The organism is Flagellimonas sp. S3867 (assembly GCF_014698935.1).
In the GTDB taxonomy this organism is placed as follows: domain Bacteria; phylum Bacteroidota; class Bacteroidia; order Flavobacteriales; family Flavobacteriaceae; genus Flagellimonas.
The window spans coordinates 345,511-361,380 of sequence record NZ_JACVMN010000001.1 but is presented as its reverse complement, the minus strand read 5'-3'; the positions used below and the strand labels follow the sequence as shown (position 1 = coordinate 361,380).

Sequence of the window (15,870 nt, the reverse complement as noted above, 5' to 3'; positions counted from 1 at the left end):
TGATTTGTATGAAAATTGGCTTTAGAAGACATACTATACTCTTTTTAGTGTTCACTATTGTAATGGGACTCTCGCTACATGGACAAAAAGCCATATTAAAAAAAGCAAATGAAGAATTTGATCAATATGCTTTTATTGATGCTCGAAAAATATATCTGAAAGTTGCAGAATCAGGTTATGAATCTTCTCAATTATACAAAAAGCTTGGTGATACCTATTATTTCAATAGTGAATATAATGAAGCCATAAAATGGTATCAAAAATTGGTAGAAAGATATCCAAGTGAGATAGGGCCCAATTATTACTACAGGGCGGCACAAACGTATAAAAGTATTGGAGAATACCACATGTCCAAAAAAATGATGGGTGAATTCGCCTCTTTATCCTCAACCACTGGACTGGCAAAAAACTTTATGAGAGATTATCCTACGTTGGACAGTCTTGTAGATTTTCAATCCAAGCAGTTTGAGGTAAAAAATATTACCAACAACCTATCAAGTTCCGATTTTGGTCCTTCTTTTCATGAAAATAAAATCATATTCGCCTCTTCATCATCCAATCCAAAAGGAGGCAAAATACATGACTGGAACGGTCTCCCCTATTTGGATTTGTATGAAGCAGAAATAGATGAAGAGTGGAATTTGTCAAAACCAGAACCTCTAAAAGGTGATGTGAACTCGCCGTTACACGAATCTTCAGCTACATTCACAAAAGATGGCAAAACCATTTATTTCACGCGAAACAATTACATCAATGGAAAAAGAAAACGAAATAAGGAAAAACTGGTTACCCTTAAAATATATAGAGCTGAAAAAGAAGAAGATGGGTCTTGGGGTAATGTTGTAGAACTTCCTTTTAATGACGATTCCTACTCTGTGGCACATCCCACGTTGAGTCCAGATGAAACACGTTTGTATTTTTCCTCAAATATGAAAGGAACTTTCGGTGAGTCCGATTTATGGTATGTTGATATTGATAATTCCAAAAACTACGGAACCCCAGTTAATCTAGGGCCAGAAATCAACACGGAAGCAAGGGAAACCTTTCCGTATATCAGCGAAAACAACAACCTTTATTTCTCTAGTGACGGTCATTTAGGTTTGGGAGGTTTGGACATTTTTGCCTTTTCATTGACGAGCGAGGGTCAATTCACAAGTATCATAAACCTCAAGCAACCCATAAACACCAATAAAGATGATTTTGGGTTTATTATTGATGAGGAAAAACAAATAGGATATCTTTCCTCCAACCGGGATGGAAATGCTGGCAGCAGTTCTGACGACATATACCGAGTATGGGAAAAATGTGGTGTTATAAATATTAAAGGTATGATTTCAGATACGAAAACCGGCAATCCCTTGCAAGGATCATTGGTGACCCTACTGGATGAAAATAATGCTGTACTATCACAAACTTCTACAGATAAAGATGGTTCCTACCTATTTGAGGATTTGGTCGATTGTGGTAAGCAGTATGCAGTTCGTGGTGAAAACGATAGCAAGGAATATACCCCAACTGAAAAAAATATAGTAACACCACGTGGTTCACATACGCTTGAGCTAAATATAGAGCTTACCCCTCCAGACTGTGCCGTTGATGATTTGGGATGTAGACTAAACTTACAGCCCATCTATTTTAACTATGGAAAATATAATATAAGAAAAGATGCAGAAGTTGAACTGGCCAAAATCCTTCAGGCCTTGAAAGAGTATCCACAATTAAAAATTCATATAGAATCCCATACCGATTCACGGTCAAGTAGTAGATTCAATTGGCGCCTATCATCTAGAAGGGCACAATCCACCTTGGAATGGTTTGTTAGTCAAGGTATAAACCGCACTAGACTTTCGGCAAGAGGTTATGGCGAATCAAAATTATTGAACAACTGTGGTAATGGAATAAAATGTTCTGAAGAAAAGCATCAACGTAACCGTAGATCTGTATTTATAATTCAAAACTAAAAAAAATTACTCACTGATTTACAGCTAGTTAAAAGGTTGTATCTTTTTTTGGCACGCTGTTTGGTATTTACTTTTCGGAATGTAAATAGTTGCATTCAGAATTTAAATCGGATAGTATGAAAAAGTTAATACTCATAATAGCAGCGGTCTTGCTGGGAGTTCCAAGCGCTACAGCGGCCACCATGGAAGATAAGGCATTTGTTTCAAGTGCTTATCGATACGGAAATTCCTTCATTTTTGTTGAAGGTGGGGTAACTTTTTCGGTTTACCCTGACGGAGAGTTCGATTTTTATATCGATAATCAAGTAAATGTGGGAGTTGGTGCCCGAATAGGTAATGTCGGTATTACCTTCAATTCAGGATATAACTATAACCCCTATGTACAGTATGATGATTATGGTGCTGTAATCCAAGTAGAGAATACACCTATTTACTATGACTATTACGGACGTGTATCACAAGTTGGTGGCGTTGATGTTTGGTACAGAAATGGTCGTGTACGTAGAGTTGGAGGGTTGAATGTTTACTATAACGGAGGCGTTTTTAGTCACTATACAGGTTTTATCAACATTTACAATAGGCATTATGTCTACAGACCATTCCATAGATATTTTGCTAGACCGGCGATATCTTATTGTAATGTGTACAATAGGCCTTACAGAAGGTATTACTCACCTGTTCGATATACCTATTACAGACCGTATAGATATAACCATAGGAGATCATATGCTTCAATTGGTAAGACCTATAGAAATGACAGACACTATAGAAGAGATAATATCTATAGAAACGATAAAAGAGTTACGCGACGCAACCATAGTGTAAGAAGAGATGGTGCAGATTATGGAAGAAGTAACAGACGAGTTGGTAGCAATGATTATGATTACAGAAAAGGAAATGCAGTAAGCCGTTCCAACAATCGAGTAAAAAGAAGTTCTGGTTCAAATAGAGCTGTAAAACAGAGTGAATATAGAAGAGGAAATACAGTTTCTAGAAGTAATACTAATGGCAGAACGGTCACTCAAAGACAAGGTGCTGAGCGAACTGTTAAGCAAAGTACCTATAGAAGAGGAAATACTGTATCAAAAAATAATAAGGGTAGAACTGTAACTCAACGACAGGTAACTAGAAAACCAAATAGTAGAACAGTTACCAAGAGAGAAGTTACCACTACTCCTAGGAGCAGAACGGTTACCAGAAGTACTACCAATACGTACAGAAAGCCACAGAGCAGAAATAGTAGTGGTAGAGCAGTAACACAAAAAAGTAGTGTTCCAAGAAAGACGGTTTCTAGAAGTACCAAAACAACGGTGAAAAGAAGTTCTGGAAATACAAATTATAAAAGAAGCGGCACCAAAGGTACACGATCAAGAAGTACCCGAAGAGTGCAATAAAGATAGTTTTTAGGTTGGTTAGTTGTTTACCCCGTAGATGGATTTATCCACTGCGGGGTTCTTTTATGTTCAGAAATTTATCACGCCTCAACAAGCCCGGCACGACAAGTTTACTCTTCCCTCCTCTTCAACCATTTGGACAATACTCCGGTAACATCTTCCGAAATTTCAAATCGAAATAATATCCCCAAATACATGGCAACAATCAAAACGGATTTTAAAATAATGTTTACAATGGGGTGAAACGGAAACTGAAGTACATAAAAAAGCACTAACAGCAATAACAAAGTTGCAAGCACTTTAAAAGTGGCTCTTGAGAATGGCAAAAAACCAAATTTCAATTTTACAAAAATCAGTTTAGACAGGTTAAAAAGGAAAATAGAGATAAAACTGGCCAACGCTGCTCCTTCTATTCCGTATAATGGAATTAACCAAAGGTTGAGTAAAATGGTTGTAGCGGCAAAACACGCTCCCATCAGCAGCACCCATTTATAATATTCGGAGTAATACAAAATCGCATTGACGTTTCCCAAAAGCGAATCAAAGACTTTGGCCATTCCAATCAAGGCAATAATTGCAAACCCTCCACGGTATTCCTCTGGAAGCATCATGAAAAGGTCGTTAATATTTAAAACAATCAAAATAAAAAGTATCCCCGATGCAATAAAAGCTGTAAGCGATGTTTTTCGATATAGTTTTTCCAACTCAAAAAAGTTGTTTTCATTCAAATAATTTGCAGTCAAAGGATATGTAATCTGGTTCATTGCCCTGGCAGGAACAATGATACTCGTTGCAATGTAAACTGCTACGCCATAATAGGCTACATTTTCCAACGCCTGGAATTGGTTGATCATAAACTTGTCAATCTCCAAAAGTATGAGCGAAACGGAGCCACCCACAACCATTAATAAACCATAACCGATTATGGTTCTTGTTTCTTTCGGAAAATGAAAGTCCAAAACCGGCTTTTGTAAACTAAAGGCATATAATTTCATCCAGAGGGTCCTAAGCAAATAAACCCCAACAATTGCCATCAAAAAGAAATCCAAGGTAATGACTTCCAAATACAACAATACAAGCAAAATCGATGTTGATATCCGTGCAAAAACTTCTTTCAGGAAATTACCAAAAACCGATTTTAATTGAACCTTGCTCCAAGCATAATAAACCTCAAAGTACGCCATGGCAATTCCTACCAAAAATAGATACCACAAATAATCTTTGACCAAGGTATTTTTAACGGAAAGAAAATCGCCAATACCATCATGTGCCAACCAAACAACCAATGTTAATGGCAATATCACCAGCAAGGGCAAAATCATTATTAACGTAAAAAATCCATTTTTTGATTTCCCTGTTTGCGCGCTGTAATATTTAACCAGTCCATTATGGGCACCGGAGGCCATAATCGGCATTAAAATGGCACCTGTAGCCAAAATAAACGTTACTAAACCGTAGTATTTGGGTTCTAGAATATTGGTGTATAAAAATAGGGTGTTAATGGCGCCAAAACCAAAACCAATAAAAGTGACAACTGTGTTTTTAAAGGACTGCTTTAAGACGATTCCCATGTGATAAAATTAGCCAGTTGCTTGGTAAGTTCCTTACGGTGATATTGCTCAATCCCTTTGGATTCACAACTTAACTCACCTTTTTGAAATGCTTCAAACCAGTTTAAAAGTACAGTTTTTAACTCCTCCTTCTCTTTTTTACTATAAAAAACTCCTGCATTGATGGCTTCAACCATTTGTCCTGCCTCCCATCCTTCCGGACCAATAGCCAATATTGGTCTTTTTGCGTTGAGGTATTCAAACAATTTGCCAGGGATTATACCTTTTGTTTCCTGTGAATCTATCTCCAATAACAACAGTACTTGGGATTTCCGCTGAAGGTCCAATACCTGGTTGTGTGAAATATACCCCAAATGCTGAACGTATTTTTCCAATCCATTTTCTTTCAGCGCCAATAAAGTTTCTCTACCTGTTACCCCAGCAAATCGGATTTTCAATTTTGCTGCAAAATCAACATTTTCCAATACCAATTCACCCAGAACTTTCCATAAATGCTTAGGATTTCTCCCGGTAAGGAGTGATCCAATATGTGCAATCGTAAAATCAGAATCTAACTGAGTAGAATTCGTAACACCTTCAAATCCGTTAGTGATGGTTTTAATGGGTTTTGCGGTTATTCCCTCAAATTCCTTCTTGGTGGTATTGCTTGTCACCACCACCTTATCGGCCATGTTCAATACCTCCTTTTCCAATATTTTATGTTTCTTTTTGGAAGCTGTAGTTAAGCGAAGCTTTTTATGATAGCCAATAGAAGTCCATGGATCACGAAAATCAGCTATCCATTGTATAGAAAGATTCTCTTTCAACCCAAGACCAATTAAATGGATACTATGTGGAGGTCCAGTTGTAATTATGGTATCTATGCCTTCTTCCGCTATAAATTTAGACAGGAATTTGACCGAGGGCTTCACCCAAAATTTGCGGGCGTCCGGAATAAATAGATTTCCCCTGATCCAAAGCATCAATTTCTCTAAAACCGAAGGGGCTTTTTCTTCGATGATTCCCGAACTTATGGTTTTGGTCTTCTTTTTCGAAAGTATTCCAGCCCAAGCATAAGGTTCTTTAATGGACTGTTTTAAGATTTGTATTCCCTCAGGAACTTCATCGATAAGATTTTTATCAACAATGGGATAGGTAGGGTTTTCGGGAATATAGACTATTGGTTGAAACCCGAAATCGGGAAGATACTTCACAAATTTTAGCCATCGCTGCACACCTGGCCCTCCCGCGGGAGGCCAATAGTATGTTATGACCAAAATTTTGCGCATTATTCTTTTTTGGATTTTTTGGGCATCATGGCATAAACTAAACCACATAGAATGATCAACCCAAGTAAAACATTGCTACCCAGGCTTATTTGACTTCCTGTTTGTACAACTTCCGGTTCAAATTTGAATTCAACCTCATGGCTCCCAGCGGGAAGTTTCATTCCACGTAGTGCATAGTTGACTTTGAAATGCGATGTGGGCTTTCCATCAACATAGGCTTGCCATGCAAACGGATAATGCATTTCGGAGAATACGGCAAATCCGGCATTACTGTTCGCAGATTGATATTTTAGATAATTGGGTCGATAATCCACCAAACTTATGGAAGCCAGAGAATCCACTTCGTATCCAAGTTTAGTTACGGTTGGATTCAACCGTGTATTCACCACCGCTTTAGATTTTGAATCAAATCCATCTTTTAATGCCTGAATTTCTTCATTGGCAGACTTGACTGGAATCACTTCTTTTATAAACCATGCATTTCCATTCGCGTCAGCATTCACTGCCGGAAAGCTATTCCCATCTTCATCTTGCTGAATAATGTACTTGACATTTAGCATGTTCAATACCTCCAGATTATTTTGGTACAGATGATGCTCGAATAAATCTTGCAACTGCCGAGGTTTAGCTGCATGATATCCTCCAATGGATTTATGAAAATAGGAAGTCCTAGCCCCATTGAGCCCTTCTTGAGGGTCAAACACCCTAAAATTTGAAGCATCTTGCTGAATCAACTCATCCAGTTGACCTGCTTGGAATGGCGTATTGACGTTTTTTTGACGCACAAAATCGTCCTTGTTAACATAGCGAAGATTGACTCCAACCAAATCAAACAAAATCAATGCACCCAAAACCAATGCTATGAGATTTTTTCCAATTTTATTTTTGATAAAAAGCCAAAGAGCACTGGCCGTCAATGCAACGAAGATCAAAGATCTGATCGTATCGCTAACATATACCGCTTCACGATCGCGCTGAATCATGGTCATTAGTTCATCCCCAAAATATCCACGATAGGTTTCGTCCCTTAGTCCTACAAAATCAAAAAAGCCTTTAATCAAAAAGATGAAAATTCCCAGACCTAAAGTAATAAAGAAACTAAGCTTTAGTGCTTGGAGTTTTTGAGGCTGCTTTAGCTTGGATCTAAAAAGTTCTCGAACTCCAAGTATTCCAAGAGCGGGAAGGCATAGTTCTAAAACCACCTGAATGGAGGAAACAGCCCGGAACTTATTATACATTGGGAAATAGTCGATCATGAAATTCGTGAGGGCTGGGAAATTTTTTCCCCATGACAGCAATAATGACAGCACAGCTCCTGCCAACAGCCACCATTTTTTCTTTCCATCAACCAAAAACAGACCCAAAACAAACAAGAAAATGACAATGGCACCAATATAGGCCGGTGCTGCAACAATAGGCTGATTTCCCCAATATAATGGCAAACCACTTGAAAGTTCCAACGCCCTTGTCCGCGATAATCCTTGCCCTGTTAAATACTCATATACTTTTGATTTCTTGCCTAAATCTTCATTACCAGAACCCCCGAACAATCTTGGTGAGAATAAATCAAGGGACTCGGCAATTCCATAACTGTATTGGGTGATGTAATCCCTATCTAACCCATTTTGGACAATTTTTGGTGTTCCATCGGGATTTATAGTTAATTCAGATTTTCCTCGAGTACTCCAATCAGCATATTGTTTGGTCGCCAAAAGTCCGGTTGCATTGGTAGCGATAGAAAGTACTACGGCCAAGATCAAAATGCCTACGGAAGCAAAAAAGTGCTTTAGCTCCCGATCCCTTATCGCGTAAATCAGACGGACCAATCCCAAAATCAACACCAACAACATAAAATAGTAGGTCATTTGGTAGTGGTTGGCACTAATTTCCAACGCCATTGCCAAAGCGGTTAGCATAAAACCGAGAACATACTTTTTTCGGAACACCAGAACAATTCCACCCAAAACCATAGGTATATAACCTAAGGCATGCGCCTTGGCATTGTGTCCTACTCCCAAAATGATGATCAGATAGGTTGAAAAACCAAAGGCCAATGCTCCTAAAATTGCCAAACGGTATTCTACCTTAAGGCATAACATTAAAATGTAAAATCCAATAAAATAGAGAAAAAGATAGTCTGCCGGTCTTGGCAAAAACCGAATCAATCGGTCCAACTTTTTAATATAATCATGCGGATAATTGGCGCCTAGCTGGTAGGTGGGCATTCCGCCAAATGCACTGTTGGTCCAGTACGATTCTTCTCCTGTAAGTTCTTTGTAGTCATTACGCTCCTTGGCCATGCCCTTATATTGGGCAATATCGGATTGAAAAATGGCCTTACCTTGAAGAACAGGATAAAAATAGACCAGGGATGCCAATATAAAGAAAGCTATTACACAAACATTGGTGATAATGGCTTTTGGGGAAAGATTCATGGATAGGTTTTGAATAGACAAATATTAGTCAATTTCTTCAAAATCTATATATTCTCCAACTTTTTTTGAGGGATTGGATTTTTTGAACGGTTTTTTGGAATTAACCTCCTCCCCTTCATTGTCTGATTTTTTCCCAAAATCTTGATAATTGCCAAATTCCTGCCCAAACCGCTGCTGGGTCTTCTTAATAGCATAATTGAACAGTTTCGGTGCCAACCATTTTGCAAGCAATTTAACTGCGTAGTATACTAATATGAGTACTAAAATCGTTTGTAATAAAACCATATAACAATCGCTATTGGATCAAAATTACATTGTTAGTCCTTCAAATCAAGTGAAAGTATCATAAAATAGTATTAAAATCAGTTATATGGATTTCTCCTTTTTAAAAAAGACCCCATTATTTCTTTGTGCAATTCCATTTTTTTTATGTGCACAATATACCGATGTAATCAATTCCAACAGACCTGGACGAGCGGTAAGTGCCTATGCAGTTGGAAAAAATGTGATTCAAGCGGAAATAGGTCTAGTCTATGAACAAAGGGACAATGCAACACTTGGTACAGATTCCAACATACTGGGTACAGATGTTTCACTTAGATATGGTTTGTTTTTTGAGTCGTTGGAAATTAATTGGGAAGGATCGTTTATATCCCAAAACGTAACTTTTACAAATACTGGCACTGAGGAAAGAAGAACAGATTTTTCAAGAAACAGATTGGGTCTGAAGTTTTTGGTTTTTGACCCTTTTAAAAATCCAGAGAACAACAAACCGAATCTATATAGCTGGAGAGCCAATAATGTTTTTCAATGGAAAAACCTGATTCCAGCCGTCTCCTTATATGGTGGTGCCACATTTACTTTGGGTGATAATCCATTTTATGTTGGGGATCCCAATATTTCATATCGAGGTGCCATTGCAACCCAAAGTCGTCTGTCGCCAAGATTTGTTCTCATTTCCAATTTTGCCTACGATAGAATTGGAACAGATTTTCCAGAGTTGAGTTATGCCGTTTCCCTAACTCACGCTTTCAGAAATCCAAAGTGGAGTGTTTTTGTTGAAAATCAAGGTATTACCAGTGACCGATATAAGGATATTTTGTTGCGAACTGGGGTGGCTTATTTAATCAACGAAAACTTTCAGGCAGATTTGCACATGGGTTCTGGTTTTCAAAATTCCCCTTCACGAATTTTCGCTGTACTTGGCTTTTCCTACCGGTTGGACTTTCACAAAGATTCCTTAGTTCCCATTGATGAGCAAAAAGCGGGTCAAAATGGAAAAATCCGTAAAAAGGACGTTAAAAAGAAACGTAGAAAAAAGACAAAAAAAGAAAAGGATAAACTAGATTTTTAAGCTTTATCAATATCATTTTTCTTCTAATGATAATATTCCTAATATTGACCTTGCAAAATTTAATGTATGGTCACCCTAAAGCAGGCAGCATCCAAAGCTGATTTAAAGAAATTTGTAAAATTCCCCTTCAAACTGTACAAAGGTTCACCCTATTGGGTCCCTCCTATCATCAAAGATGAGATGGAATCTTTTGACCCAACAAAGAATCCGGTGTTTAAAAATGCAGAAGCCTCTTTCTTTTTAGCCTACAAAAATGGGGAGATTGTTGGTAGAATAGCGGCAATTATCAATTGGGTGGAAATCAACGAGCAGAAAATAAAAAAAATGCGTTTTGGATGGTTCGATTTTGAAGATGATTTCGAGGTTTCCAAAGTGCTTCTGAACAAAGTTGCAGAAATCGGAAAGTCCAATCAGTTGCAATACATGGAAGGACCAGTAGGTTTTTCCAATCTTGATAAAGTTGGGGTGCTAACCGAAGGTTTTGACCATATCGGCAATATGATTACCTGGTACAATCATTCATATTATCAATCGCATTACGAAGAACATGGTTTAAGAAAAGAGAAGGAATATTTAGAGAATAAGTTTTTATTTGCCAATGCCGACCCCAAAACTTTCTATAAAGCCAATATTCTGATTAAAAGAAGATATGGACTTAGGGAGTTAAACTTTTCAAGTAGCAAAGACATTATGCCCTGGGTGGATAAAATGTTCGATTTATTCAATGATTCTTATGCGGCACTTTCTTCTTTTGTAAAGATTACCGATGTGCAAAAAGAGTACTTCAAAAAGAAGTACATCAGTTTTATAAATCCGGAATACATCAAGTTTGTTATTGATAAAGAGGACCAATTGGTGGCTTTTGCCATTGTTATGCCCTCATTTTCCGAAGCACTCCAAAGGGCTAAAGGCAAACTATTTCCAAGGGGAATTTTCCATTTGCTCAAAGCCAGGAAACATAGCAAGGATGTTATCTTTTATTTAATTGGCATACATCCAGAATATCAGAATAAAGGTGTTACGGCCATTATTTTTAATGAATACCACAAGACTTTTCAAGAAAAAGGTATCGTTAATTGTATTAGAACCCCTGAATTGGAAGAGAATGTGGCCATACGACAGTTATGGAAACATTTTGACCCTGTTACACACAAAAGAAGGCGCACATATCGGAAAGATTTGAGGTAATGGTCCGTTACAATAAAATACTAGGGATTATTCACCCATAGCTGCTGCAACAGCCGCAGATAATCTTTTATATGTTCCGTTTTGCAATCGTTCTCTAATTGCAGAGAAAGCAACCAACGTTTCTTCAATATCTTGCAACGTATGTGTTGCTGTTGGTATCATCCTAAGTAAAATCAATCCTTTAGGTATAACCGGATAAACAACTATAGAGCAGAATATTCCATAATTTTCACGAAGGTCTTTGACCAAAGCCATTGCTTCAGGGATACTTCCGTTTAAATAAACTGGAGTAACACAACTTGTAGTGGTACCAATATCGAATCCACGTTCTTTAAGCCCATTTTGAAGCGCATTTACATTCTCCCAAAGTTTAGCTTTGAGTTGAGGCATGGTGCGTAACATATCCAAACGTTTCAATGCACCTTTTACGTACACCATTGGTAAGGATTTGGCAAACATCTGAGATCGTAGATTATATTTTAAATATTCGATAATCTCTTGGTCTGCTGCAACAAAAGCACCGATTCCGGCCATAGACTTGGCAAAAGTGGCCAAATACACATCAATATCATCTTGAATTCCTTGCTCCTCACCTGCTCCGGCACCTGTTTTTCCAAGGGTTCCAAATCCATGGGCGTCATCCACAAGCAATCTGAACTTAAATTTTTCTTTTAACTCAACGATTTCCTTTAAAATGCCTTGCTCGCCCCGCATCCCGAAAACTCCTTCAGAAATCACTAAGATTCCACCACCGGTTTCAGTGGCCATTTTAGTGGCTCGCTCGAGATTTTTCTCTAAGCTTTCTACATTATTATGCTTAAACGTAAAGCGTTTTCCCATATGCAAACGAACACCATCAATAATACATGCGTGACAGTCTACATCATATACTATAATGTCATCTTTAGACACCAACGCATCTATTACCGACATAAATCCTTGATAGCCAAAATTCAGCAAATAGGAGGCTTCTTTATTTACAAATGCAGCCAGCTCCTGCTCCAACTGCTCGTGAAAATCAGTATGACCGCTCATCATACGAGCACCCATGGGAAAGGCAGCTCCATACTCATAGGCGGCATCTCCATCAACTTTTTTGATTTCAGGTAGATTAGCCAGACCCAAGTAATCATTGATACTCCATGTAATGACATCCTTTCCTTGGAATTTCATTCTGTTGGAGATAGGACCTTCTAATTTTGGGAACACAAAATATCCTTCTGCCTGAGACGCCCATTTTCCCAACGGCCCCTTATTCTCAATGATTCTATCAAATAAATCTCTCATCTACCTTAAAATTGATTCAACTGCAAAAATATATATTTTTACCAAGCTCACATAACTAATATTCCTATATAAAAAAACGACAATGTAAAACATTGTCGTTCCGTTATTTAAGTTAAGCTAGTTGTTTACTTTATGTACTCTATTTTTTCTGGTACTTCAGCGTTTTGGATATCGAAGAACCCTTGGTTTTCCATCCATTCATTGCTGTAAACTTTGCTCATGTACCTGGATCCGTGGTCAGGAAAAATAACCACCACGTTACTATCTTCCGAAAATTCACCTTCAGTATTCAACTGATACAGGGCCTGCATTGCGGCTCCACTGGTATAACCAACAAAAATGCCTTCGGCATGGGCTATTTTTCGTGCCATATGGGCGCTTTCACCATCCGTTACCTTGACATAGCGATCTATGCAATTGAAATCAGTAGCGTCCGGAATCAAATTTTTGCCCAATCCTTCGATACGGTATGGATATACCTCATTATGGTCAAATTCCCCTGTTTCATGGTATTTTTTGAGTACAGACCCGTAAGCATCGACTCCCAATACCTTTACATCAGGGTTTTGTTCTTTTAAATACCGTGCAATACCTGAAATAGTCCCACCAGTACCACTACAAGCTACCAAATGGGTTATGGCACCATTGGTTTGTTTCCAAATCTCTGGACCGGTTGTATGGTAATGAGCCTCTATATTGAGTTCGTTGAAATATTGGTTGATGTAAATGGAATCCTTTGTTTCTTTATGTAAACGCTTGGCAACCTCATAATAAGACCTAGGATCATCTGCGCTAACATGGGCAGGGCACACATATACTTTAGCACCCATGGAACGAAGCATGTCTATCTTATCTGGAGATGATTTTGAACTAACCGCCAAAATACATTTATATCCTTTTACAATACTCACCATGGCCAAACTGAAACCAGTATTACCCGAAGTGGTCTCGATAATAGTGCTTCCAGGTTTAAGAAGGCCTTTGCGCTCGGCCTCATCTATAATGTAAGCCGCAATTCTATCCTTTGAGGAATGGCCTGGGTTAAAAGACTCAACCTTGGCATAAAAGTTTCCTGTAAGGGGCTCGGCAATTTTGTTAAGCTCTACTAGGGGGGTATTTCCAATTAAATCAAGAATATTGCTATGCGCATTTATCTGTTTTCTCATAACTGGGTTTAGGTAAGGGGTAAATCTTGAATTCCTTCTCGATTTATCCGGGACAAAAATAGTATTTTTATTTTAAAGCGCTTTTCCTTCCAAATCCAATATAAAAGCATATTCTTTGGCTGTTTCCTTTAAGGATTCGAATCTACCAGAAGCTCCACCATGCCCCGCATCCATATTAGTATCTAAAAAAAGTAGCTTATCATCTGTTTTGTGATCCCGCAGTTTTGCCACCCATTTGGCAGGCTCCCAATATTGTACTTGTGAATCGTGCAAACCTGTGGAAACATACATATTTGGGTACTCCTTAGACTCTACATTATCGTATGGTGAATAGGATTTCATGTACTGGTAGAATTCTTTTTCATTGGGATTTCCCCATTCGTCATATTCCCCTGTTGTAAGCGGAATAGATGAATCCAACATTGTAGTGACCACATCAACAAAAGGAACGGATGCTATTACTCCGTTATAGAGTTCAGGGGCCAAATTGGCCACTGCTCCCATTAAAAGCCCTCCTGCCGAGCCTCCGCTGGCGTATAAATGGGCCGGAGAGGTGTATTTTTTCGCTATCAGATACTTGGAACAATCAACGAAATCTGTAAAGGTATTTTTCTTATTGAGGAGTTTGCCATCTTCGTACCAGGGCCTTCCCAAATATTCACCTCCCCGTATGTGGGCGATGGCATATATAAATCCTCTATCCAATAAACTCAATCTAATGGATGAAAAGTAAGGGTCGATGGTACTGCCGTATGAGCCGTAGGCATATTGAAGCAGTGGGCTGGTCCCATCAAACTTCACATCTTTGTGATAGACCAAAGAAATTGGAACTTTAGCACCATCCCTAGCTGTGGCCCATAATCGTTCGGTACGATAGTTGGATTTATCGAATTTACCTCCTAATACTTCCTGCTCCTTCAGTATTTTTTTGGTCTTTTTCTCCATATTAAAATCGATAATCGCATAGGGAGCACCCATTTCATTGTAGTAATAGCGCAGTTCTTTGGTGTTAAAATCAAGATTCACCGAGGTTCCTGCCACATAAGTCTTACTTTCAAAGGGTAAATAATGACTGTCTGAACCATCCCAACGGACAATTTTGAGCTTATTCAACCCATTTTCACGTTCGGAGAGCACATAATAGTCCTTAAAAATTTCAACATCCTCTAAAAGCACATCGTTTCGGTGTGGAATAAATTCCTTCCAAAAAGCTGCGTCAGTTTTTTCATCTGTAGTCTGCATCAATTTGAAGTTGGTAGCAGAATCTTTGTTTGTGAGTACAAAAAAGTTGCCATTGTAGTGCGCAATCGAGTATTCCACCCCTCTTTCCCGTGGAGAAAATATTTTAAACTCACCTTCAGGGTCATTTGCATCCAAAATCTGATATTCTGATGTGAGAGTGCTTACGGAACCAATAACCAAATATTTTCTGGATTTGGTCTTATACACAAAGGTGTTGAATGTTGAATCTTTTTCATGAAAAATAAGAACGTCTTCAGCGGCAGATGAGCCTAACGTATGTCTGTAAATTTTATCGGAGCGTAGGGTAACCGGGTCTTTTTTGGCATAGAACAGTGTCTTTCCATCGTTTCCCCAAACAGAACTGCCCGTGGTGTTCTCTACTTTGTCATCAAATATTTTGCCTGTTTCCAAATTCTTCACCTGAATTGTGTACTGCCTTCTGGAAACAGTATCTGTGGCGAATGAGGCCAATGTGTTGTCCGGACTAATGGAAATTCCCCTTAAATTAAAGAATTCGTGGTCCTTGGCCATTTGGTTGCAATCGAAAAGCAATTCGTCGGTCGATTCCATCGTGTTTTTTCTCCTTAGATAAATAGGATATTCTTGGCCGGTTTCGAACTTGGTGATGTACCAATAACCATTGTATTTATAGGGAACGGAAGTATCATCCTCCTTTATCCGCGATTTCATCTCATGAAAAAGTGAATCCTGAAACTTTTTGGTATGTGAGGTCATTTCTCCATAATAGGCATTCTCTGCGTTCAAATAGTCCAAAACCTCTTGGTCTTCCCTATTGTTCATCCAATAATAGTCATCAACCCTAACATCACCGTGTTTTTCAAGTTTGGTAGGTTTCTTTTTTGCAATAGGAGGTGTAGTACTCATCGATTTTTCTTTACTATTTTGGCAAGAGCCTGCAAAAATAAGGCTTAATATGAAAAAACTACTTCTAAAAACAAGGTGTTTCATCGGTTCTGATTTGTGCCAAATTATTACTTTTGATT

11 protein-coding genes are annotated in these 15,870 nt (G+C 38.4%); 4 read left to right on the top strand and 7 right to left on the bottom strand.

Going from position 1 to position 15,870, the window contains the following annotated elements; genetic code table 11:
* Positions 1-8 precede the first annotated feature (8 nt).
* Positions 9-1,961: an OmpA family protein gene (locus IAG46_RS01605; RefSeq protein WP_190808570.1), complete on the top strand. Its 1,953-nt coding sequence runs from the start codon at positions 9-11 to the stop codon at positions 1,959-1,961.
* A 116-nt stretch (positions 1,962-2,077) separates the two neighbouring features.
* Positions 2,078-3,355, top strand: coding sequence for a hypothetical protein (locus tag IAG46_RS01600; protein ID WP_190808569.1), 1,278 nt, complete (start codon positions 2,078-2,080; stop codon positions 3,353-3,355).
* Between the two features lie 110 nt (positions 3,356-3,465).
* Here the strand turns inward: IAG46_RS01600 and IAG46_RS01595 are convergent, their stop codons facing one another.
* From IAG46_RS01595 to IAG46_RS01580, 4 genes are read right to left on the bottom strand one after another with little or no spacing between them, the layout of a single operon-like run.
* A complete protein-coding gene (locus IAG46_RS01595; RefSeq protein WP_190808568.1) occupies positions 3,466-4,926 on the bottom strand; it encodes a lipopolysaccharide biosynthesis protein in 1,461 nt (486 codons plus the stop codon).
* Complete coding sequence (locus IAG46_RS01590) at positions 4,911-6,194, bottom strand: glycosyl transferase family 1 (RefSeq protein WP_190808567.1); 1,284 nt, start codon at positions 6,192-6,194, stop codon at positions 4,911-4,913. Before IAG46_RS01590 ends, IAG46_RS01595 begins: the two co-directional genes overlap by 16 nt.
* Positions 6,194-8,629, bottom strand: coding sequence for a YfhO family protein (locus tag IAG46_RS01585; protein WP_190808566.1), 2,436 nt, complete (start codon positions 8,627-8,629; stop codon positions 6,194-6,196). The genes IAG46_RS01590 and IAG46_RS01585 overlap by 1 nt, the downstream gene beginning before the upstream one ends.
* Positions 8,630-8,653: 24 nt before the next feature.
* Positions 8,654-8,914 carry a DUF4834 family protein gene (locus IAG46_RS01580; protein WP_190808565.1) on the bottom strand — a complete coding sequence of 87 codons (261 nt, stop codon included), beginning with the start codon at positions 8,912-8,914 and terminating at the stop codon, positions 8,654-8,656.
* An 85-nt stretch (positions 8,915-8,999) separates the two neighbouring features.
* Here IAG46_RS01580 and IAG46_RS01575 point away from each other — a divergent pair, with 85 nt between their 5' ends.
* Positions 9,000-9,983 carry a transporter gene (locus IAG46_RS01575; protein ID WP_190808564.1) on the top strand — a complete coding sequence of 328 codons (984 nt, stop codon included), beginning with the start codon at positions 9,000-9,002 and terminating at the stop codon, positions 9,981-9,983.
* 66 nt (positions 9,984-10,049) lie between these two features.
* The gene (locus IAG46_RS01570; RefSeq protein ID WP_190808563.1) at positions 10,050-11,171 is read left to right on the top strand and encodes a GTP cyclohydrolase; all 1,122 of its coding nucleotides are present in this window, start codon (positions 10,050-10,052) and stop codon (positions 11,169-11,171) included.
* A gap of 27 nt (positions 11,172-11,198) precedes the next feature.
* Here IAG46_RS01570 and IAG46_RS01565 read toward each other — a convergent pair whose 3' ends face one another.
* The 3 genes from IAG46_RS01565 to IAG46_RS01555 form a co-directional block, all read right to left on the bottom strand.
* Complete coding sequence (locus IAG46_RS01565; protein ID WP_190808562.1) at positions 11,199-12,458, bottom strand: aminotransferase class I/II-fold pyridoxal phosphate-dependent enzyme; 1,260 nt, start codon at positions 12,456-12,458, stop codon at positions 11,199-11,201.
* Between the two features lie 125 nt (positions 12,459-12,583).
* Positions 12,584-13,624, bottom strand: coding sequence for a PLP-dependent cysteine synthase family protein (locus tag IAG46_RS01560; RefSeq protein WP_190808561.1), 1,041 nt, complete (start codon positions 13,622-13,624; stop codon positions 12,584-12,586).
* Between the two features lie 72 nt (positions 13,625-13,696).
* On the bottom strand, positions 13,697-15,835 hold the full coding sequence (locus IAG46_RS01555; protein WP_190808560.1) for a S9 family peptidase: 2,139 nt from the start codon (positions 15,833-15,835) through the stop codon (positions 13,697-13,699).
* Between the last annotated feature and the right edge of the window lie 35 nt (positions 15,836-15,870).